This window comes from Geobacillus sp. LEMMY01 (assembly GCF_002042905.1).
Taxonomy (GTDB): Bacteria; Bacillota; Bacilli; order Bacillales; family Anoxybacillaceae; genus Geobacillus; species Geobacillus proteiniphilus.
The window spans coordinates 45,286-65,035 of the sequence record NZ_MVKA01000024.1; the positions used below are offsets into that span (position 1 = coordinate 45,286).

Sequence of the window (19,750 nt, forward strand, 5' to 3'; positions counted from 1 at the left end):
ACTTTTACTATACCTCTACAAGAAGAAATATTCAATATTTTTAGAATAAATGCATTCGAATTTGCGCTTCCCATCTCCCCTGCTTCGCTGAGAAGACAGAGAGGATAAAAAAGGGGCGAACAACCGCCCCGCTTACGCCTTAACATACCGCTTGTATAACGCTTGCGTGCCGCTGTTTTCCTCACCGGCTTGCGCCAACTCTTCGTACAGTTGTTTCGCCAGCGCCAACCCTGGCAGCGGCAAGTTCATCCGCTCGGCTTCCTCAAGCGCAATTTTCATATCTTTAATGAAATGCTTTACGTAAAACCCAGGAGCAAAATCTCCTGACAACATGCGCGGCGCCAAGTTGCTCAGCGACCAGCTGCCGGCCGCCCCTTTGGCGATGCTTTCAAGCACTTTGAATGGATCAAGCCCAGCCCGCTTCGCATACGCCATTGCCTCGCACACCCCAATCATGTTCGTAGCGATGGCAATTTGGTTGCACATTTTCGTATGCTGGCCGGCTCCAGCTCCTCCTTGCCGCACGATGTTCGTGCCAAGCCGCTCGAGAATCGGCTTGCACGCCAAAAAGACGTCCTCATCACCGCCGACCATAATCGTCAACGTTCCTTCGCGCGCGCCGATGTCGCCGCCGGACACCGGGGCGTCCAAAGCGTGGATGCCCTTTTGTTTGGCCGCCTCGTAAATCGATTGCGCGAGCGTCGGCGTTGACGTCGTCATATCGATGACGTATGTTCCCGGCCGTGCGTTTTCCAAAATGCCGCCCTCGCCAAAATACACTTGCTCGACATCGCGCGGATAGCCGACCATCGTAATGACGACATCCGCCTCCCGCGCCAAATCAGCAACCGTTTCCTTCCAAACAGCCCCTTCTTTAAGCAAGTCTTCCGCCTTTTCTTTCGTGCGCGTATAAGCTAGAAGTGGATAGCCCGCCTTCAGCAAGTGGCGCGCCATGCTTTTCCCCATGACGCCAAGGCCGATGAATCCGATCGTTTTCATCCGGTCTCCCCTCCTGTCGGTTTGCCTTAAATCGCCTTCACCATGCCGCCATCGACAATGAGCGCTTGACCAGTAACGTACGAATTCGCTTCGGACAGCAAGAAGACGACGACATTGGCAAACTCTTCCGGGGTTCCGTAGCGGCCGAGCGGAATGGCGCTTTTCATGCGCGCTTCCATTTCTTCTTTCGTAATGCCGAGTTTCTCGGCATTCACTTTGTCCAAAAAGGCGACGCGCTCCGTCGCGATCCGACCAGGAGCCACCGTATTGATTAAAATGCCATCCGGAGCCAGCTCAACAGCAAGCGTTTTCGTCAGCCCAACGATGCCAGTGCGGAACGTGTTGGATAAAATAAGTCCCGGAATCGGCTCTTTAATCGATGATGAGGCGATGTTGACAATTTTTCCTCCCTTTTTCTTTAAGTAAGGGAGCGTTTCGCGAATGAGGCGAATATAGCTCAACAAATTGAGCTCAAACGCATATTGCCAGTCTTCGTCGCTCACCGTTTCAAACGTTCCCGCCGGAGGGCCGCCGGCGTTGTTGACGAGCAAATCGATCGTCCCAAACGTCTCGACCGTTTTGGCGACAAGCTGGCGAATGTCGTCGGCGTTGGTGACATCTGTGCGCGTATAAGCGACGCGTCCCTTATGTAAACTGTTCAATTCTTCCGCCACTTCGTGCAACTTTTCTTCGTTTCGGCTCGTGATCATCACGTTTGCTCCTTCAAGCACAAGCGCTCGCGCGATCGCCTTGCCAAGCCCTTGGCTCGAAGCAGCGACAAGCGCCGTTTTTCCCGCCAATCCAAGTTCCATCGTCATCCCTCCAACAAAAGAATGGTGTTAAGTAACCATATTCGCGCTCATTCGTCATTTTCCTCCTTTATCAATTCAAAAGAGAATGAAGAATGGGGACCCAAAACAACCAACATGACCCTGTCAACCCGTCTTACGGCAGAATCGAAACCATTAATGGATATTCAAGCAAAGCGAACAATTGTAAAATAAAAGTTAAAAAGGGGGTGGGATGGATACTGACAACGTATTTTTCGTTTAAAGGCTGGTGATTTAAAAGGAAGTGCTGCTCTCCAACAGTGTTTCTTTTGCTACCCTTTTCTTTTTTTGCTTCTGCCAACTTACTGAGGACACATTTATTATTAAAAAGGGGAATGTCCATGAAGATCATTTTGTTAGCTATTTCATGGTTTATTATTTTATTTACCCTGATGATTCAAAGTTCCGATGTGTTCGTTTATTGGTTTAATCCAAACGTAGTATCCATTAGTGATGAAAGGTATTTTTATACTTTGGTGCCTACCTTTTTGAATATCCTATTTTTATTTTTCCAAATTAAGTTTTTAAAGGCTGGAGAGAGAAAAGCAACTATCCATAAAATCTTACTTGCTACACTTATCATGAATAGTATATTACTTTTATATTATGCGTTTTTTCAATTTAAATGAAATTAAAAATTATTCATCTAACAACGATATGAACCATGCCATTACTCGATTGGCATATTATTCATCCAAACTTCCGAGCGAAGTCCTGCAACGTTTAGGGGATTCAGCGTAAAGCAGAGAACGGATAGTTAAAAAGGAGGCATGCAAAATGAATATTTTAAAAGACCCAAACAGAATGAAGTTTGTTTCGCTTATTCTTTCTCTCATTGGATTGTTGTTAATGTTAAACAGCCCTGAATTAGGGAGTCGCCTTGCCTCATCGTGGGTTCGATCCATGGGGGGTTCTGTGGATTCTCAAGAATATTTGCAAATGTTAAAAGAATATATAAGCACTTATAAAACGCTAGGGGGGATTTTTTTGTTTGTGGGCTTGTTTTCTTTTCTTAACAATCATCATCAGTAAGCGTTGTGTTTGTCCATGGAGTATGGAGCAACCTGCATTTGTGCAGGTTTTTTATTATCTTTTGCACATTTCGAATATAAGATTAAGAAGATCGGGGCGCCGTCGCGGTAAAACATGTGCGGGTGATCGTTTCGTCCACGCTCTGGCATCAAATTCCCCCCTTTTTTCCGGTAGTGTTCCGTAAGACATGGAAAATCATTCACCGATCAAGGAAAGGCGGGGAAAAAGAAAGAGCCCGCGCATCGCAGGCTCCCCTTTTCCTTCCTAATCAACTTTCAAGCAGCAAATCTTCCGGATTTTCGATCAAGTCTTTCACCGTTTTTAAGAACCCTACGGCCTCTTTGCCATCGATGATGCGGTGGTCGTATGACAAGGCGACGTACATCATTGGACGGTTTTCGATCCGCTCCTCATCGACGGCAACCGGACGCAGTTTGATCGAATGCATCCCTAAAATGCCGACTTGCGGCCCGTTGAGAAGCGGGGTCGACAGAAGCGAACCGAACACGCCGCCGTTCGTAATCGTAAACGTGCCGCCTTGCAAATCGGCGAGCGACAACTTGTTGCTGCGCGCTTTCGCTGCCAATTCGGCAATGTCGCGCTCAATTTCAGCGAAGTTTTTCCGGTCGCAGTCGCGCACAACCGGGACGACAAGCCCTTCGTCCGTCGACACGGCGACGCCGATATCATAATATTTTTTCAACAAAATTTCATCGCCTTGAATTTCCGCGTTGACGTACGGATATTTTTTCAGCGCAGCGACAGCCGCTTTGACGAAAAATGACATAAAGCCAAGGCGGACGTCATGCTCTTCGAAAAATTTATCTTTTTTCCGCTTGCGCAGATCGATGACCGCCGACATGTCAATTTCGTTGAACGTCGTCAACATCGCAGTCGTTTGCGTCACTTCAAGCAGCCGTTTGGCGATCGTTTGCCGACGGCGCGACATTTTTTCGCGGATGACCGGCTTGCCGGCCTCAGCGGCTGGAACGGCGGCCGGCGTCGACGTCGGCGCAGCTTGTGGAGCCGGCTGCAAAGCGGCGGCCGGTTGTGCGGCAAACGAGGCGACGTCTTGTTTGCGCACGCGCCCAAGTGGATCAACGGTCGGCACTTGCGTCAAATCAATTCCTTTTTCGCGCGCCATTTTTCGAGCGGCCGGCGAGGCGATCGGTCGTTGGCCCGGAGCTTGGGCGGCCGCGACTGGCTGCGGCGCTGGCTGTTCATTGCTGTCGGCCGGCGCGACCGTTTCCGTTTCATCGGCTGGCTGCGGGGCAGCTTGCGGAGCGGCAGTCGGTGCTGCCGCTCCTTCGCCGATAATGGCGATCGCTTGGCCAACCGCAACCGTATCGCCTTCATTGGCAAGCAGCTGTTGCAAAACACCCGACTCTTCCGCCATAATTTCCACATTCACTTTATCCGTTTCAAGCTCGCAAATCGATTCTCCTTTTTCCACGTAGTCGCCCGGTTTTTTCAGCCATTGGGCGATCGTTCCCTCCGTGATGGATTCTGCTAACTCTGGGACTTTGATCTCAGCCACGTTGATGCCCTCCTCAAATGTTCCGTAGTCATCATTCATGCTTCGTCAATGCACAGCGGATGATGCGCTCTTGCTCTTTTCGGTGGACGACCGGATCGCCTTCCGCCGGGCTGGCGCGCCGGCGCCGCCCGATGTAGCTGACGTCGACACCCTCTGGAGCCAACGCCCGCAGGCGCGGTTCCATATACAGCCATGCCCCCATGTTTTTCGGTTCTTCTTGCACCCAGACGAGCTCTTTGACGTTCGGATAGCGGGCGATGATGTCTTTCACCGCTTCTTCCGGGAACGGATACAGCTCTTCAATGCGCACGATATGCAGCCAGTCAAGACCTTCCATTTTGCCGATTTGTTCCGCCAAATCGATCATCAATTTTCCGGTGCCAAACACGATGCGTTCCACTTTGCCAGCGTCAGCGCCCAATCCCGGCTGCTCGAGCACCGGCGAGAACGCACCGTCAACGAACGCTTCCGCATCCGACGCTGCCAGCGGATGACGGAGCAAGCTTTTTGGCGTCATAATGATGAGCGGACGCACTTCTTCTCTTGTCAACAGCGCCGCCTGCCGCCGCAAAATATGGAAATATTGCGCGGCCGTCGATAAGTTGGCAACCGTCCAGTTGTTTTCCGCCGCCAGCTGCAAAAAGCGCTCGACGCGGCCGCTTGAATGTTCAGGGCCTTGCCCTTCGTAGCCGTGCGGCAAGAGCATGACAAGCCCGGATTTTTGCCCCCATTTCGCCCGGCCGGATGAAATGAATTGATCAAACATCACTTGCGCCATGTTGGCGAAGTCGCCAAATTGCGCTTCCCAAAGCACGAGCGTCTCCGGCGCGTAAACGTTGTAGCCGTATTCATAGCCGAGCACGGCGGCTTCCGTCAGCGGGCTGTTGTACACGACAAACGACGCTTTGGCGCCGCTGATGTGGTGAAGCGGCACATACTCTTCTCCGGTTTTCACGTCATGGAGCACCAAATGGCGCTGCGCAAACGTGCCGCGCTGCGAATCTTGTCCGGTCAAGCGGATCGGCACACCGTCTTGCAAAATCGTGGCAAACGCTAAAATTTCCGCGTGCGCCCAATCGACTTTGCCGTTTTGCGCAAACACACCGCTTCGCCGTTTTAAAATGCGCTCAAGCTTGTTAAAGACGTTGAATCCGTCCGGAAACTGCAGCAATTCTTCGTTCACACGATGGAGCACGTCTTTCGCCACGCCCGTTTTCACTTCCGGCAGCCGATCGACGACCGGTTTGGGCGGATCCATGATGAAATCAAGCTCGTCTTCGTTTTTCGGCACCCGCTCGTAGGCGATTTTCAGCCGTTCGGCCACCTCTTGCTCCATTTCGTCGACTTCCCGCTCGGTGATGATCCCTTTCTCGATCAATTTTTGCGCATACAGCTGGCGCACGGTCGGGTGCTCGTTGATGATCGCATACATTGTCGGGTTCGTCGCCATCGGCTCATCCATTTCGTTATGGCCGAAGCGGCGGTAGCCGATTAGGTCAATGACAAAGTCTTTTTTAAACCGCTGGCGGTAGGCAAACGCCAAGCATGCGGCCGCCAAACAAGCCTCCGGGTCGTCGGCGTTGACGTGCACAATCGGCACCTCAAACCCTTTCGCCATATCGGAAGCATACGTCGTCGAGCGTGAATCGTAGCTTTCCGTCGTAAAGCCGATCATGTTATTGGCGATGATATGGATCGTCCCACCGGTCGTATAGCCGCGCAGCTGGCTTAAGTTGAGCGTTTCAGCGACGATCCCTTGCCCCGGGAACGCGGCGTCGCCGTGAATCAAGATGGCAAACGACGCATCGGTATTTTGCACCGGCACGCCTGGTTTCGTCCGATCTTCTTGCGCGGCGCGCGTGTAACCAAGCACAACCGGATTGACCACTTCGAGATGGCTTGGGTTGTTGGCGAGCGTAATCCGCATCGTATGGGCGCTTTTATTGCGCAAACGGCGCGCTGCCCCCAAATGGTATTTCACGTCGCCCGTCCAACCATACGTGATCGCCACCGACCCTTCGGACGGAATGAAATTTTTGCTTTCCGCATGCTGGAACTCAGCGAAAATCATTTCGTACGGCTTGCCGAGCACATGGGCGAGCACGTTCAGCCGGCCGCGGTGCGCCATGCCGATGTTGACGGCGTCGATTTCATGTTCGATCGCCTGGCGGACGAGCTCATCCAAAAGCGGCACCATGGCGTCAAGCCCTTCGATCGAAAACCGTTTTTGCCCGACATACGTCCGGTGGATGAACTTTTCAAACCCTTCCACTTCCGTCAGGCGGCGCAACAAAGCGACCCGCTCTTTGTTCGCCAAGCTCGGGTAATACGCTCCGGACTCGATTTGCTGAATGAGCCAGTTCCTCTCTTCGAGATTATGTACTTGCGAGAATTCGAACGCGATTTTGTCCGTGTAAATTTTGCGCAAATGCAAGATGGCGTCCCAGCCGTTTTTGACATGCGCCGGAGCGTGCGGGCAAAGAAACGCGACCGGAATTCGCTTTAAGTCTTCTTCAGTTAAGTCGTATTCGTCAAGCTCCAAGCGGCGCAGCTTTTTCTCCTTTTTGACAAGCGGATTCGTATCGGCAGCCAGATGGCCATAATGGCGAATGCTGTCCGCCAGCTTGACAGCGGCGACAAGTTTGCTGAAAACGGTCGGCGTCTCCGGCAGCCGAAACGTTTGATGCGTTTTGGCTGCTTCATCATCCGCAGGAGAAACCGGTTCTTCCAAGACCGGCGCCCCCCACTGTTCAAACAATTGTTTCAGTTCCGGGTCGATGCTGTTTGGGTCATCGAGATACTGTTCGTACATTTCGATGACATAACCGAGGTTCGGCCCGTAAAACTGGCTCCACGGTTGAGCGTAGTTCGTCTGTTTTGCCATCATGAAAAAACCTCCACCTCGTTTTCGCATCGTTCGGGCTGGGCAACAGCCATCCATGCGTGAAAGCTCTCGTTTAGCTGCCAGTATTCCCGAACGTGCAGCAAAATAACGGTATAAACGTTTTCACTGTTTATTTTAGCACTATCGCCCACTAAAATCGACGAAGAAGCTGAAAAAATTTCACTTATTATCATTGTATGAATAGAAAAAAGATCGTGACCGCGTTGCGGCGGAACATTCATGATTTTAGGCGAACGCCGACCGGCCTTCATCTCCCACTTACGCTAATCGTTTGGAAGTGGGGTCTTCTCGGCGGGGGATGATAAAAAAGGCGCCCCGCTGCCGTTGGGACGCCTTCCGTTTTTTACGAAATCTTGAACTTTTCCACCAGTTGTTTCAACTGCCGGCTCATTTCGCTTAACGCCTCCGCCGATTCAGTCACTGTCGAAAGGGCTTGTAACTGATCGTCAGCCGAAGCGGCCACTTCTTCCGCCGCTGCCGCTGCTTGTTGGGCGATGGCGGCGATGTTTTGCATCGCCCCAACGACATCGTCTTTGCTTGCGTTCATCCGCTTTGCTTCCTCCATAATCCCGGCGATCGCCGCCGCCACTTGCTCCATCATGCCGGTGATTTTGACAAATGAATCGCCGGTCGTGTGCACCGCTTCCCGCTGTTCGTTGTACGCCTGCTTGGAGCGGCCGACCGCTTCCATCACCAGCCCGGCTTGCTGCTGGATGGCAACGATCGTCGCACGGATCATCTCCGTCGCTTTCGCGGATTGTTCGGCCAGCTTGCGCACCTCATCGGCGACAACGGCAAACCCTTTGCCATGCTCGCCAGCCCGCGCCGCCTCGATGCTGGCGTTTAACGCCAGCAAATTCGTCTGTCCGGAAATGGCCGTGATCGTTTGAATGACGCCGTCAATTTCATCCATCTTTTTCACAAGGTCGCTAATGACATTTTCTACAGACTCGAGTTCATTTTTCGCTTCCTCCGATTTTTTCTGCAAAATGTTTAAATGCTCCAAGCCATCGTAGCTCGCGGTTTTCGTCTCATCGGACAGCGACTCCATGCCAGCCGTCGCATTCGTGACCGCTTCGATTTGCTGGGACAGCGCCGTCGTCCGCTCATTGATCGTATCGAGGCTTCCCGCTTGATCGGTCGTTCCTTTGGCGATTTCGCCGATCGCTTTCGCCACTTGTTCGCTTGTGGCCATCGTTTCTTCCGAGACAGCGCTCAAATGGTCGGCCGAAACGGCCAATTCATTGACCGAGCGGTTCACCTCGCTGATCAGCGTCCGCATATGGTCGATCATGTCATTGAAGTGGCGGGCGAGGCGGCCGATCTCATCTTTGGCTGTGACACGCGCTTGCACCGTCAAGTCGCCGCCCGCCGCCTTTTCGACTTGCTCTTGCAGCGCGGCAATCGGCCTTGTGATCGAGCGCGCCAAGAAATAGACGGCAACAAGCGCCACAACGAGCGCAATAACTGTAATGACAAGCATGTTTACCCCAAGCGATCGGCTCATCGCCGATAAGTCCTTTTCTTTATAGACGACGCCGACTTTCCAGCCGAGCTCCGGAATCGTGGTGAAATACATAACCCGCTGTTCGCCGTTTTGTTCATATTCCCGCATCCCTTTTTTATGTTCGAGCATATAGCGGACCGTTGCGTTTTTGGCCATGTTTTTTCCTTTATATTGCGGGTGGACGACCGCCGTCCCTTTCGAGTCAAACAGCACCGGATAACCGTGATAGCCGACGTCGCTCGCATTGACGATTCTCGTCACCGCATCGAGCGTCATATCGATGCCGATGACTGCAGCAATGCGGCCATTTTCGCTCACCGCTTTGGCCAACGTCACAACGTTCTTGCCGGTAATGGCATCGACATAAGGTTCGGTCCACACGACTTCATCCGGCCGCTTCATCGCTTCCTTATACCACGGGCGGCTCGTCGGATCGTATCCGTCCGGGAGCTCTGTCATCGGCGTGATGTACATTTTCTTCTGCTCAGTGCCAATATAGATGAATTGCACATTCTCATGCAAGCGCAAAAACGTGCGGAACTGCTTTTCCAGCCCTGACCAGGCGCTTTCGTCCCGAACCATTTGCAAAGCCAACGGCGATTCACTGAATTGCACTAAGCTGTTCTCTTCACTTTGAAAACTGTCGCGAATGTCGCCAAGCAACCCATCGAGCGCCGTCTGCGCCCGTTGTTTCACATCAGTGTCAACCATCCGCCGCATTTGCACAACTCCAACGAGCTGCGTCGCTGCCAAGGAAATAACTAACAATAAAGCCATCAAGACGATCAATTTGCTGCGCAATGTCCGGAACACTCGCTATTTCTCCCCTCTGTTTCCTCTTTTTGTCGAACTACGTTTCATTATAAAAGGACCATCGTCCTCCGTCTATAGGAGCAGCTTCTTAATTCATACATAGGGCATAGCGATGTGCGGGACAATAGAACGCAGGCGGGTGAATGATGATGGGGGCCATCGAACACGAAGGATATCGATTTGAGATCGAATACAGCGTCCTGCTACGAAGCGGCAGACAAAAAAGAAGCGCGGCGGACGCGAACGTCGCCACGCTTTCGTTTAGGCAAGAGAAAATGTTTGTTTGACAAAGGTCACAACCTCTTCGGCTGTGCCAAGCGACAGCACCGTCTCTTTGATGCGGGCTGCGTCTTCTTTCGACAGCTGTTTCAGCTGGGCGCGCGCCGGCAAGATCGAGGTGGCGCTCATGCTGAACTCATCAAGACCGAGGGCGAGCAAAATCGGAATGGCGATCGGGTCGCCGGCCATTTCCCCGCACATCCCGACCCATTTCCCTTCGCGGTGAGCGGCGTCAATGACGTGACTGATGAGACGCAAAATGGCCGGGTTGTACGGCTGATACAAATACGACACCCTCTCATTCATCCGGTCGGCCGCCACCGTATATTGGATTAAATCGTTTGTACCGATGCTGAAGAAATCGACTTCCTTGGCAAACTGATCGGCCATGACCGCAGCGGCCGGGATTTCCACCATCATGCCGACTTCGATCCCGTCGGTGACCGGGACGCCTTGGCGGAGGAGCGCTTCTTTTTCTTCAAGCAAAATCGCTTTCGCTTGGCGAAATTCATCGAGCGTGGCGATCATCGGGAACATGATTTTCAAGTTGCCATGCACGCTCGCCCGCAGCAGGGCTCGCAGTTGAGTGCGAAACATCTCCTGCATCTCAAGGCAAAGACGAATTGCCCGGAATCCTAAAAACGGGTTCATCTCTTTCGGCAAGTGTAAATACGGGAGCTCTTTGTCGCCGCCAATGTCAAGCGTCCGGACGACGACCGGCTTGCCATCCATCTTTTCAAGCACCGTTTTGTAAGCGGCCAACTGCTCTTCTTCCGTCGGCAGCTCCGAGCGTCCCATGTATAAAAACTCCGTCCGATACAGCCCGATCCCTTCCGCTCCGTTGGCGAGCGCTCCTTTCACATCATCCGGCGTGCCGATATTGGCCGCCAGCTCGACATGCACGCCGTCGGCCGTCACCGTCGGTTGATCGACGAGTTTCGCCCATTCCGCCTTTTGCTCCTCATAGCGCGCCCGCTTTTCCTCATAATGGGCGAGCAGCTCCGGCGACGGATTGACGACGACTTGACCGTCAAGCCCATCCACGACGACGATGTCACCGTTTTGCACTTCCGCCGTCACTGCCTTCGTGCCGACGACAGCCGGGATTTCGAGTGAGCGGGCCATAATGGCCGAGTGCGACGTCCGCCCGCCGATGTCAGTGGCAAATCCTTTGACATATTGGCGGTTCAGCTGCGCCGTATCGGATGGCGTCAAGTCTTCAGCGATGATGACCACTTCCTCAGAAATGAGGCTCGGGTTCGAGATCGTGACGCCGAGCAGATGGGCAAGGACGCGCTTCGTCACATCGCGGATATCGGCGGCCCGCTCTTTCATATACTCATTGTCCATGCCTTCAAACATGGAAATGAAAAACGATGCCGTTTCATGGAGCGCGTATTCCGCATTCACTTGTTCCGTTTTGATTTTTTCCTTAATCGGATTCAGCAGTTCTGGGTCGTCAAGCACAAGCAAATGAGCGGCAAAAATCGCGGCTTTGTCTTCGCCAAGCTTTTCCAAGGCATGCTGTTTGATTGCTTCCAACTCCTCTTTCGCTTTCGCAACCGCCGCCTCAAGCCGCGCAATTTCCGCCTCGACGTCGGCGACCGTTCGTTTTTCGGCCGCCAAATGAGGCGTCTCTAAGCGGTATGCCTTGGCGATGGCGATGCCGCTTGATGCGGCGATGCCATGAATCGTTTTTTCCATTATTCCGCAAGGCCTTCCTTTGCCAACGTATCGGTTAACGCCGCCATTGCTTCTGCCGCATCGGCCCCTTCTGCCGTAATTTTAATCGTCGCTCCTTTCGGGATTCCTAACGACATGACGCCCATGATCGATTTCAAGTTCACCGTTTTGCCATTGTATTCAAGCTGGATTTCGCTGTTGAATTTGCTCGCCGTTTGCACCAAAATCGTCGCCGGACGGGCGTGGATGCCGGAATCAGAAACGACTTTAAACGTTTTTTCTGCCATGGTTCATCATTCCCCTTTTCTTCAATTTTTTCTTTGCCATCATATCAAATGCAGGTGCGGGGAGGCAACGGAAAATGCTTGTCCCCGCCCCGCCGCGAATAAGCAGTTTAGCTGATCGTAACAACAGCGTCTTCTCCTTGAGCGACCGTGCCTTGCTTGTTGACGTGAACCGTTTCGCCGGCTTTGAGATTCGTAAAAATCACCGGCGTGACGATCGACGGCGCGTTTTGTTTCACATAATCAAGGTCGACGCGCAACAGCGGCTGCCCTTTTTTCACTTCGTCACCTTCCTTGACAAGCGCTTCAAACCCTTGGCCGTTCAGCTTCACCGTGTCGATGCCGACGTGGATTAAAATTTCATGCCCGCCTGCCGACTGAATGCCAATGGCGTGCTTCGTCGGAAATACGTTGATGATTTTCCCATCAACCGGAGAGACGACCGTGCCGTTCGTCGGCATGACCGCGAAGCCGTCGCCCATCATTTTTTGCGAAAACACTTGATCAGGCACCTCAGCGAGCGGAACAATTTCCCCGGCCATTGGCGAGGCGATCATTTCCGTCCGCGCGGCCTCCGTCGTTGCTTCCTTCGGCTTTTCTTCCGCCCGCGCCGGCGCTTTTCCTTGCATGATATCTTGAATTTGTCCTTTTAACATATCCGATTTCGGACCGAAAATCGCTTGCACGTTGTTGCCGACTTCAAGCACCCCAGCGGCGCCGAGCGCTTTCAGCCGGTCTTTATCGACTTGGCCGATATCATGGACCGAAACACGCAAACGCGTAATGCATGCATCCAAATGTTCGATGTTTTCCTTTCCGCCCAGGGCGGCGAGCACTTCGTACGGCAGGTCGCCAGCAGCTGCTGCCTCGGCTTTCGGCGCTTCCTCGACCGTTTTTTCCCGGCCCGGCGTCGCCAAATCCCACTTGCGGATCGCAAAGCGGAATCCGAAGTAATAAATGACGGCAAACGCCAAGCCGACCGGAATGACGAGCCACCATGCCGTCCGGTTCGGCAGAACGCCAAACAGCAAGAAGTCAATGACCCCGCCGGAGAACGTCATCCCGATTTTGACGTTCAACAGGTGCATGATCATAAACGACAAGCCGGCAAAGACGCAGTGAATGGCAAACAGCGCCGGCGCGACGAACAAGAACGAAAATTCGATCGGTTCGGTAATCCCGGTCAAAAACGATGTCAACGCGGCCGACCCCATGATGCCGGCAACGACTTTTTTGTTTTCCGGTCGCGCTTCATGGTAGATCGCGAGCGCCGCTGCCGGGAGACCGAACATCATAAACGGGAACTTCCCGGTCATGAACGTGCCGGCGGTCAGCTCGACCCCGTCTTTCAGCTGCTCAAAAAAGATTTTTTGATCGCCATGGACCACTTGTCCGGCTTTATTGACGTACTCGCCAAATTCAAACCAAAACGGCGCATAGAAAATGTGATGCAAACCGAACGGTATCAATGCCCGTTCGATGACCCCGAAAATGAACGCGGCCAACGTTTTGTTCGCATCGATCATATTGTGTGAAAACGCATTGAGCCCGTGCTGAATCGGCGGCCAAACGAATGTCATGATAATACCAAGCACGACTGCGGACGCCGCCGTCACAATCGGCACGAACCGCTTGCCGGCGAAAAAGCCGAGATATTGCGGCAGTTCAATATTGAAGTATTTGTTGTACATGTACGCCGCCAAAATCCCGACGATAATCCCGCCAAAGACGCCCGTTTGCAACGTCGGGATGCCAAGGATGTTGGCGAACGACGGATCGGCGCCGATCACATCAGGAGTCACGCCCAAAATGACGCTCATCGTCACGTTCATAATCAAGTAACCGATGATCGCCGCCAAGCCGGCGACCCCGTCCCCGCCGGCAAGGCCGATGGCAACGCCAACCGCAAACAAGAGCGACAAGTTGGAGAAGACGATGCCGCCCGCTTGCTCCATGACGTTGGAGATGAGCACGACCCAGTCGGCTTTTAATGACGGAATTTTGTCAGTGAGCGCCGGGTTTTTCAAGGCGTTGCCAAGCGCCAACAAAATCCCGGCCGCCGGCAAGATCGCCACCGGCAACATGAGCGCTTTCCCGACCTTTTGCAGCGTGCCAAACGCTCGTTTCATCTTCATAACCTCCTTTAGTTTCCTTTTCTTAAGTTTTGCAGCAAACAGCCGATTCATGTACCGGAAATGGAGCGAGCGTTTCCGAGGGCACCGGTGCAATAAAAAAGGCATGACTAAAGAGAGGCAAAAAGAACGCTTACAACAGCGCAGAGATGAATTCCCGGCTGTTGCCGCCTTGTTTGCCCTCTTTACTCATGCCTGATCGAGTCAGTAACACGTAAAGCGAGACAACCTATGCAGTTGTATTGTTTTTTTTCTCCGCCAGCCGTTGCAAATGCAACGTCAAATAGACCGCCTCGGCATCGTCCGCCGGCAGATGAAGCGTTTGCTGCATGACTTTGACCAACTTCCATGCTAGATTATAGCATAATGGATACGCTTCCTTCAAGATTTTCGACAAATTTTTTGGTTCTTCGACTTTTTCTCCTTTTTTCATCCGCTCAATCGCATAGCGCAAGTGACGGACAAACCGCAAATAATGGATGCTCTCGCGGTCGATGTCAATGCCGAACTGTTGCTCGACGATCTTGACAAGATCAGCAATGAGCTGGGAATATCGATTGGCTTCTGAAACGCTTTGTTTGGAAATCGCGCTATGAATATGAAGGGCGATGAAGCCGGCCTCTCCTTCGGGCAGCGCAATCCCGAGCTTTTGTTCAATCATGCGGGCCACTTCGCTGGCAATTTCATATTCCAACGGATACAAGCTTTTCGTCTCGGCCAAAAACGGGTTTTTGACATCCAATCCTTGTTCAAGCCGCTTTAACGTAAAGGCGATATGGTCAGTCAGCGCCACATGGATGTGCTCGTCGAGCGGCGCGCCGACGCGTTGCTGAATATGTTGCACCACCTCGCTCATGAGGGCGATGAATTCTTCGCTCAATTCCGGAAGCAGCTTTTTGTATTGCTCTTGTTCGCGTTCGTTTTTCAGGACAAAACATTTTTCGACAGCGCTCTCCGCAATTTCATCCCCCCGTTTTTTGCCGAAGCCGATCCCTTTGCCGAGCAAAACGACTTCGCCATATACCGGATGGGAAGCGATTAACACGTTATTGTTGAGCGTTTTTTCGACGCGAAACTGCTGTTCCACCAGGCTCCCTCCTTTCCGTGCCCATCGTCTGCCGTTGACCTATCCGAACTAGATTATAAACCGGGCAAACCATCGGGCTCAATGAAAAAAGATGGCTCTTTGCGTGCCGCATGCCGACATCGTCTTTATCGACTGGGCCCGCCATCAAATTCCGACCAAACATAGCAACGAACTAAACAGCATTTTGCGGGCATACGGCAAGCGGAGCGAAACTGGCCGAAAGGAGGGGATCGCATGTCGAACAAAGGGAGACAAAACAAGGTGAGCCAAGAAGTAGCCAACCCAACCGTCTCAAAGGCGGAGGCGGAAATGGCAAAAAACAGCATCGATACGGCGAAGCAAGCCAAAAAAATCGCTCATAACGACAGTGAGACTGGCCCAAGAACGGGACAGCCTCTCCGTTTTACGCTGTATCCACCGCCTAACGGCTAGTAACGGGACCGCCATCTTCCGCACCGGTTCGTATGGCCAGCGGCCCGTTACGCCGCCCGGCGCATCGGCTCGAGGCGGCTGAAAATCGCCTTCAACAATGGTGGCGTCACGACGGTCGTCACTAATACGACGATGATCATGACCGCAAACAAGTCCCCGTCAAGCAGGCCAGCTTCCAAGCCGATGCCGGCGATGATGAGAGCCACCTCGCCGCGCGACACCATGCCAGCGCCGACCGCTAGCGAGCTTCCCCACGAAAATCCGGCCCATTTTGCCCCCAGCGCGGCGCCGACGAGCTTCGTCAAAATCGCGAGCGCACTCCAGCCGACAATGAGCGGCCAATGCTCGACGATGCCGGAGAAGTCGGCCGCAACCCCGATGGAGGTAAAAAAGACAGGGACAAACAGCGCATAGCCGATCGTTTCGACTTTGTTAAACACTTCCTCGCGATAATCCGTAAAGCTCGCCCCAATCCCAGCAATATAGGCACCGATAATCGCCGCCACCCCTGTCGCCTCGGCAAAATAGGCAAAGGCAAAACAGATGACTAGCCCGGCCGAGACGACCGCCTCAGTCACACGCAGCGGGGCAAACCACTTTAATACGAGCGGGATGGCTTTCCAAGCGAGCAAAATGGCGACGGCAAAAAAGACGACTTTTTTCAGCACAACCGCCCCAAGCTCGACGTCGCCGCCAGTTAGGCTTAATAAAAACGCCAAGGCAATAACGACCAATACATCGTCAATGACTGCGGCCCCGAGAATCGCCGACCCTTCTTTTGACTGCAAGCGCCCCATCTCCTTGAGCGCCTGCACGGAAATGCTGACGCTTGTCGCCGATAGCAAGAGGCCAAGAAATAGAGCCGTGCCGGTCCCCATGCCGAGCGCCGCGCCGGCCGCATACCCAGCGAGCAGCGGGACGAGAATGCCGAGCACTCCGACCGCCACAGCGGCTTTTCCGGTGCGCCGAAACTGGTCCATATCCGTCTCAAGGCCGGCGATAAACATGAGCAAAATGACGCCGATTTGACTCAACTCCTGTAAAAGATCGGTATCCTCAATCACACCGAGCACGCTCGGTCCAAGCACAATGCCGATCAGCAGCTTGCCAAGCACAGCGGGTTGGCCAAGGCGGACGGCAAGATCGCCAGCGAGCTTGGCGGCAAACAAAATGACCGCCAGTTGGGCAATCAACATCCCTTCACACTCCTTCGCTTTAAGTCTCTTTTTCGAATTACGTTTATCATGCGCGGAAGGTTTCACTTTTATCATTTCCCGAATTCAGGCCAAAACGAAACATCTCCCTTAGTTGTCTTACCGCTATCGACGCCGCGCCGGGGCAAGCCGGCAAACAAAGAAGCGTTTCATGTTCCAAACCGCTATGTGCCGACATTGCCTATGGTGATCGGCAAAGCATCGGCCACTGCCCGCCATGCAACTCGACTGCCTATCAGCCATCGATTGAGCCGTTAGCAAAAAAACAGACATCCTCGCTCTGCGGGGACGCCTGTTGTTATGACAGCGCATTGGGCCGGCCGTTTGCCGTTTTGACGCCGCCGGACGGAAACGTCAAATGGACAGTCGTTCCCTTTCCGACCTCGCTTTCGATCCGCAACGTTCCTTTATGTTCCTGAACGATTTTCATGCTTGTCGTCAGCCCGAGCCCCATTCCTTTTTCTTTCAAGGTGAAAAACGGTTCACCGATTTTCTGCAGCCGCTCTTTCGAAATGCCGACGCCGGTGTCGGCAACATCGACATAGATCTTCCCGTCCGCTTCAGCAACGTGGACGTATAAAATTCCGCCATCAGGCATCGCTTCGATGGCATTTTTCATAACGTTCAACAACACTTGAACAATTTGGTTTTGATCGCCGTACACACAAGCTTTCGGAGCGGTGTTATGGACGGAAATGGAAACGTTGTTCAACGTCGCCTCATGGCCAATCAAGCTGATGACATACGAAATGGCCTCGCTCAACAAAAACGGCCGATAATCGTGGCTTTGCGGCTTGGCGAGCACAAGCAGCTCGCTGACAATTTGGTTGATGCGGCCGAGTTCACTTAACATAATGCGCATATAATGATCATTCACTTCGCGCGTTTCTTGCATCATCTGAATAAATCCTTTCATGGAGGTGAGCGGATTGCGGATTTCATGGGCAATGCCGGCGGCCAGCTCGCCAAGGACGGACAGCTTTTCTTTTTTCAAGAGCAGCTCCTCGGCAAGCTTTTGCTGGGTAATGTCGCGACCGATCGTCAACAACCCTTTGCGCGCTCCGTTTTCTTCAAAGAGCGGCACTTTAATGACGTCAAACGTCTTCACTTCCCCATCCGGCGTCGCAAACGACTCCTCGCGGCGCGTCACCTTTCCGCTCTCCCACGCCTCGCGGTCTGATTCAATGCACTGCGCAAACGCTTCTTTAAAAAACGGCACAAGCTCGCCAAGCTCGCGGTCCGTCTTCCCGATATAATCGATCTGTTCGAGGCGGTACAGCCGCCGGCCGAAATCGTTGACGCGCAGCCATCGCCCCTCGCTGTCTTTAAAGCAAACGAAATCTGGCATCGAATTGATGAGTGTAAGCAGCTGCTGTTCATTTTCCTCGGTCTTTTCCAGCTGCTCGCGCTTTTTTAACAGCTGGTACAAAAAAATGGCCGAGAGCAAAATAAACACGGCCCCTTTGGCGGCGCCAAGCGCCATATATACACTGCGGCTGATCGACAGCATATTGAGCAGGGTGTCGGTGGCAGCAATCCATAAAATGCTGCCTATGATATATACTGCGATTACTTTTGCTTTGTTGACCACGTTGTCATCGAACCCCTAACATGCAAAGTCGCTGGCGGCCACGGCCGCCAGCCAGGCTACATTTCCCGCGCCCAGCCGAGCAGCCGCACGGCCAAGAGGACGGCGCGCTCATGATCAAGCCGCTTTTTTAGCGATGCCTCAAGCCGCTCGGCCACCGCCTCCGCCTCTTCCTCATAGGCGAACGAAAATGACCACTCAAGCGCCGGAATGGCGATCACGATATATTCTTCTTTTCGATTTTCGTAAATGTAGACGTTAGCCGGAGCTTGTCCGTCCATCACCGGCGTTTTGCGGATTTTCATTTTTCCGTCCCACCTTTTCCTTTGAAACCGTCTCCATTTTGTTTATTCTAACAAACGCCCGCTCCCTACTCAATATAAATCATTTTCCTTGTCATTCCCCCGTCGATGACCAAATTTACTCCGGTGATAAAATCGTTTTCCTCATCGCATAAATACAGACAAGCGCGGGCGATATCGTCCGGTTTGCCGACGCGGCCGGCCGGGTGCTGCCGGTGGTCAATGTCTCGCAGTTGCCCGTAATCGCCCGTTTCAATCCAGCCGGGGCTGATGCAATTGACGCGAATGCGATCATCCGCAAACGACACCGCCAGCGCATGGGTCAAAGCGACAAGGCCGCCTTTCGATGCAGCGTACGCCTCGGAATTCGGCTCGGACATGAGCGCCCTTGTCGAGGCAATGTTGACGATTGCTCCGCCTTTTGCATTGCGGCGCATATATTTAGCCGCTTCTCGGGAAGCAAAAAAAGCGCTGCGCAAATTCGTTGCCAGCACGTCATCCCACTCCTCAACCGTCAGCTCATACGGCGACTTCCAGCGTGAGACGCCGGCATTGTTGATCAAATAGTCAATGCGGCCGAAGCGGCCGGCAGCTTCTTGTACAAACCGCTCAATGTCGTCCACCTTCCGCACATCCGCCGCCACAAAGATCGCCTTGAATCCGTCCGACTGCAATTGCGCGGCGAACGCTTCACCGTTTTGGACATCGCGGTCGATGATCGCGACGTTCGCTCCTTGTTTTGCGAATACTCTAGCGATCGCCTTGCCGATCCCGTTCGCCCCGCCGGTGACAATGGCTGTTTTCTGTTCCATGCTCATGTGCAATCTCTTCTCCCTTCCTTTGCCCATTCAACCTGATGGATTTGTTTTCTAGAAGGCCGGTGAAAAAGTACACTCTAAGGCAGGGATTTAGGGGGCTTATGTCGAAAAAGGAAGAAAAATCGTTGGAATGGAGCGTGAATGGATCATGAAAGCCCCCAAAAACCCTTCGACTCAGCCTCGGCTGTTTCAAGTCATCGACATGGAGGACCTGATTCCCCCACATCATATCCTGCGCCAAATCAACGAAGCGGTTGACTTTTCCGTCATTCACGATTGGGTGGCTCCCCTGTACACGGAAAAAACGG

Annotated in this window: 18 protein-coding genes and 1 pseudogene; 5 read left to right on the forward strand and 14 right to left on the reverse strand. The window is 53.0% G+C overall.

Going from position 1 to position 19,750, the window contains the following annotated elements:
* Window positions 1-132: 132 nt before the first annotated feature.
* Together B1A75_RS12405 and B1A75_RS12410 are read right to left on the reverse strand one after the other, a co-directional pair.
* Window positions 133-999 carry an NAD(P)-dependent oxidoreductase gene (locus tag B1A75_RS12405; RefSeq protein WP_079936290.1) on the reverse strand — a complete coding sequence of 289 codons (867 nt, stop codon included), beginning with the start codon at window positions 997-999 and terminating at the stop codon, window positions 133-135.
* 26 nt (window positions 1,000-1,025) lie between these two features.
* The gene (locus B1A75_RS12410) at window positions 1,026-1,811 is read right to left on the reverse strand and encodes an SDR family oxidoreductase (RefSeq protein ID WP_079936291.1); all 786 of its coding nucleotides are present in this window, start codon (window positions 1,809-1,811) and stop codon (window positions 1,026-1,028) included.
* A 359-nt stretch (window positions 1,812-2,170) separates the two neighbouring features.
* On the opposite strand from B1A75_RS12410, the gene B1A75_RS12415 reads away from it, so the two are divergent.
* Both B1A75_RS12415 and B1A75_RS12420 read left to right on the forward strand, forming a co-directional pair.
* On the forward strand, window positions 2,171-2,458 hold the full coding sequence (locus B1A75_RS12415) for a hypothetical protein (RefSeq protein ID WP_239691224.1): 288 nt from the start codon (window positions 2,171-2,173) through the stop codon (window positions 2,456-2,458).
* A gap of 148 nt (window positions 2,459-2,606) precedes the next feature.
* Window positions 2,607-2,861 (forward strand): hypothetical protein, encoded by a 255-nt coding sequence (locus B1A75_RS12420; RefSeq protein WP_074043533.1) that lies wholly within the window; start codon window positions 2,607-2,609, stop codon window positions 2,859-2,861.
* Window positions 2,862-3,129: 268 nt separating this feature from the next.
* On the opposite strand, the gene odhB is transcribed toward B1A75_RS12420, so the two are convergent.
* The 4 genes from odhB to B1A75_RS12440 all read right to left on the reverse strand — a co-directional run bounded on the left by odhB (window position 3,130) and on the right by B1A75_RS12440 (window position 9,623).
* Window positions 3,130-4,398: a 2-oxoglutarate dehydrogenase complex dihydrolipoyllysine-residue succinyltransferase gene (gene odhB / locus B1A75_RS12425; protein ID WP_074043555.1), complete on the reverse strand. Its 1,269-nt coding sequence runs from the start codon at window positions 4,396-4,398 to the stop codon at window positions 3,130-3,132.
* A gap of 31 nt (window positions 4,399-4,429) precedes the next feature.
* The gene (locus B1A75_RS12430; RefSeq protein ID WP_074043554.1) at window positions 4,430-7,282 is read right to left on the reverse strand and encodes a 2-oxoglutarate dehydrogenase E1 component; all 2,853 of its coding nucleotides are present in this window, start codon (window positions 7,280-7,282) and stop codon (window positions 4,430-4,432) included.
* Entirely contained in the window at window positions 7,282-7,554 is a 273-nt protein-coding gene (locus B1A75_RS12435) for a hypothetical protein (protein ID WP_074043532.1), read from the reverse strand. Before B1A75_RS12435 ends, B1A75_RS12430 begins: the two co-directional genes overlap by 1 nt.
* Before the next feature lie 92 nt (window positions 7,555-7,646).
* Window positions 7,647-9,623, reverse strand: coding sequence for a methyl-accepting chemotaxis protein (locus B1A75_RS12440; RefSeq protein ID WP_074043531.1), 1,977 nt, complete (start codon window positions 9,621-9,623; stop codon window positions 7,647-7,649).
* Between the two features lie 149 nt (window positions 9,624-9,772).
* On the opposite strand from B1A75_RS12440, the gene B1A75_RS20310 reads away from it, so the two are divergent.
* Complete coding sequence (locus tag B1A75_RS20310; protein WP_254866632.1) at window positions 9,773-9,910, forward strand: DUF5370 family protein; 138 nt, start codon at window positions 9,773-9,775, stop codon at window positions 9,908-9,910.
* Here B1A75_RS20310 and ptsP read toward each other — a convergent pair.
* The 4 genes from ptsP to glcT form a co-directional block, all read right to left on the reverse strand.
* Window positions 9,885-11,606 (reverse strand): phosphoenolpyruvate--protein phosphotransferase, encoded by a 1,722-nt coding sequence (gene ptsP / locus B1A75_RS12445; protein ID WP_079936292.1) that lies wholly within the window; start codon window positions 11,604-11,606, stop codon window positions 9,885-9,887. The genes B1A75_RS20310 and ptsP overlap by 26 nt on opposite strands.
* The gene (locus B1A75_RS12450; protein ID WP_011230496.1) at window positions 11,606-11,872 is read right to left on the reverse strand and encodes a phosphocarrier protein HPr; all 267 of its coding nucleotides are present in this window, start codon (window positions 11,870-11,872) and stop codon (window positions 11,606-11,608) included. The genes ptsP and B1A75_RS12450 overlap by 1 nt, the downstream gene beginning before the upstream one ends.
* Window positions 11,873-11,979: 107 nt before the next feature.
* Entirely contained in the window at window positions 11,980-13,998 is a 2,019-nt protein-coding gene (ptsG, locus tag B1A75_RS12455; RefSeq protein WP_079936293.1) for a glucose-specific PTS transporter subunit IIBC, read from the reverse strand.
* 232 nt (window positions 13,999-14,230) lie between these two features.
* Entirely contained in the window at window positions 14,231-15,088 is an 858-nt protein-coding gene (glcT, locus tag B1A75_RS12460; RefSeq protein WP_079936294.1) for a glucose PTS transporter transcription antiterminator GlcT, read from the reverse strand.
* Between the two features lie 234 nt (window positions 15,089-15,322).
* Between glcT and B1A75_RS12470 the strand changes: the two genes are divergently transcribed.
* A complete protein-coding gene (locus B1A75_RS12470; RefSeq protein ID WP_079936295.1) occupies window positions 15,323-15,520 on the forward strand; it encodes a hypothetical protein in 198 nt (65 codons plus the stop codon).
* 47 nt (window positions 15,521-15,567) lie between these two features.
* On the opposite strand, the gene B1A75_RS12475 is transcribed toward B1A75_RS12470, so the two are convergent.
* The 4 genes from B1A75_RS12475 to B1A75_RS12490 form a co-directional block, all read right to left on the reverse strand.
* Window positions 15,568-16,716, reverse strand: coding sequence for a cation:proton antiporter (locus B1A75_RS12475; RefSeq protein ID WP_079936296.1), 1,149 nt, complete (start codon window positions 16,714-16,716; stop codon window positions 15,568-15,570).
* Between the two features lie 316 nt (window positions 16,717-17,032).
* Complete coding sequence (locus tag B1A75_RS12480) at window positions 17,033-18,325, reverse strand: ATP-binding protein (protein ID WP_079936297.1); 1,293 nt, start codon at window positions 18,323-18,325, stop codon at window positions 17,033-17,035.
* Window positions 18,326-18,381: 56 nt separating this feature from the next.
* Complete coding sequence (locus B1A75_RS12485) at window positions 18,382-18,627, reverse strand: YueH family protein (protein ID WP_079936298.1); 246 nt, start codon at window positions 18,625-18,627, stop codon at window positions 18,382-18,384.
* 65 nt (window positions 18,628-18,692) lie between these two features.
* Window positions 18,693-19,442: an SDR family NAD(P)-dependent oxidoreductase gene (locus B1A75_RS12490; RefSeq protein ID WP_079936299.1), complete on the reverse strand. Its 750-nt coding sequence runs from the start codon at window positions 19,440-19,442 to the stop codon at window positions 18,693-18,695.
* Between the two features lie 130 nt (window positions 19,443-19,572).
* Here B1A75_RS12490 and B1A75_RS19405 point away from each other — a divergent pair.
* A pseudogene (locus tag B1A75_RS19405) lies at window positions 19,573-19,750 on the forward strand (IS5/IS1182 family transposase); the annotation flags it as partial.

Coding starts and splice junctions, on each gene's coding strand:
- B1A75_RS12475 (WP_079936296.1), bottom strand. CDS start 16,716: ATGTTGATTGCCCAACTGGCGGTCATTTTGTTTGCCGCCAAGCTCGCT.
- B1A75_RS12405 (WP_079936290.1), bottom strand. CDS start 999: ATGAAAACGATCGGATTCATCGGCCTTGGCGTCATGGGGAAAAGCATG.
- B1A75_RS12430 (WP_074043554.1), bottom strand. CDS start 7,282: ATGGCAAAACAGACGAACTACGCTCAACCGTGGAGCCAGTTTTACGGG.
- B1A75_RS12420 (WP_074043533.1), top strand. CDS start 2,607: ATGAATATTTTAAAAGACCCAAACAGAATGAAGTTTGTTTCGCTTATT.
- B1A75_RS12470 (WP_079936295.1), top strand. CDS start 15,323: ATGTCGAACAAAGGGAGACAAAACAAGGTGAGCCAAGAAGTAGCCAAC.
- B1A75_RS12415 (WP_239691224.1), top strand. CDS start 2,171: ATGAAGATCATTTTGTTAGCTATTTCATGGTTTATTATTTTATTTACC.
- B1A75_RS12485 (WP_079936298.1), bottom strand. CDS start 18,627: ATGAAAATCCGCAAAACGCCGGTGATGGACGGACAAGCTCCGGCTAAC.
- B1A75_RS12450 (WP_011230496.1), bottom strand. CDS start 11,872: ATGGCAGAAAAAACGTTTAAAGTCGTTTCTGATTCCGGCATCCACGCC.
- ptsP (WP_079936292.1), bottom strand. CDS start 11,606: ATGGAAAAAACGATTCATGGCATCGCCGCATCAAGCGGCATCGCCATC.
- B1A75_RS12490 (WP_079936299.1), bottom strand. CDS start 19,442: ATGAGCATGGAACAGAAAACAGCCATTGTCACCGGCGGGGCGAACGGG.
- B1A75_RS12435 (WP_074043532.1), bottom strand. CDS start 7,554: ATGAAGGCCGGTCGGCGTTCGCCTAAAATCATGAATGTTCCGCCGCAA.
- B1A75_RS20310 (WP_254866632.1), top strand. CDS start 9,773: ATGGGGGCCATCGAACACGAAGGATATCGATTTGAGATCGAATACAGC.
- B1A75_RS12410 (WP_079936291.1), bottom strand. CDS start 1,811: ATGGAACTTGGATTGGCGGGAAAAACGGCGCTTGTCGCTGCTTCGAGC.
- ptsG (WP_079936293.1), bottom strand. CDS start 13,998: ATGAAACGAGCGTTTGGCACGCTGCAAAAGGTCGGGAAAGCGCTCATG.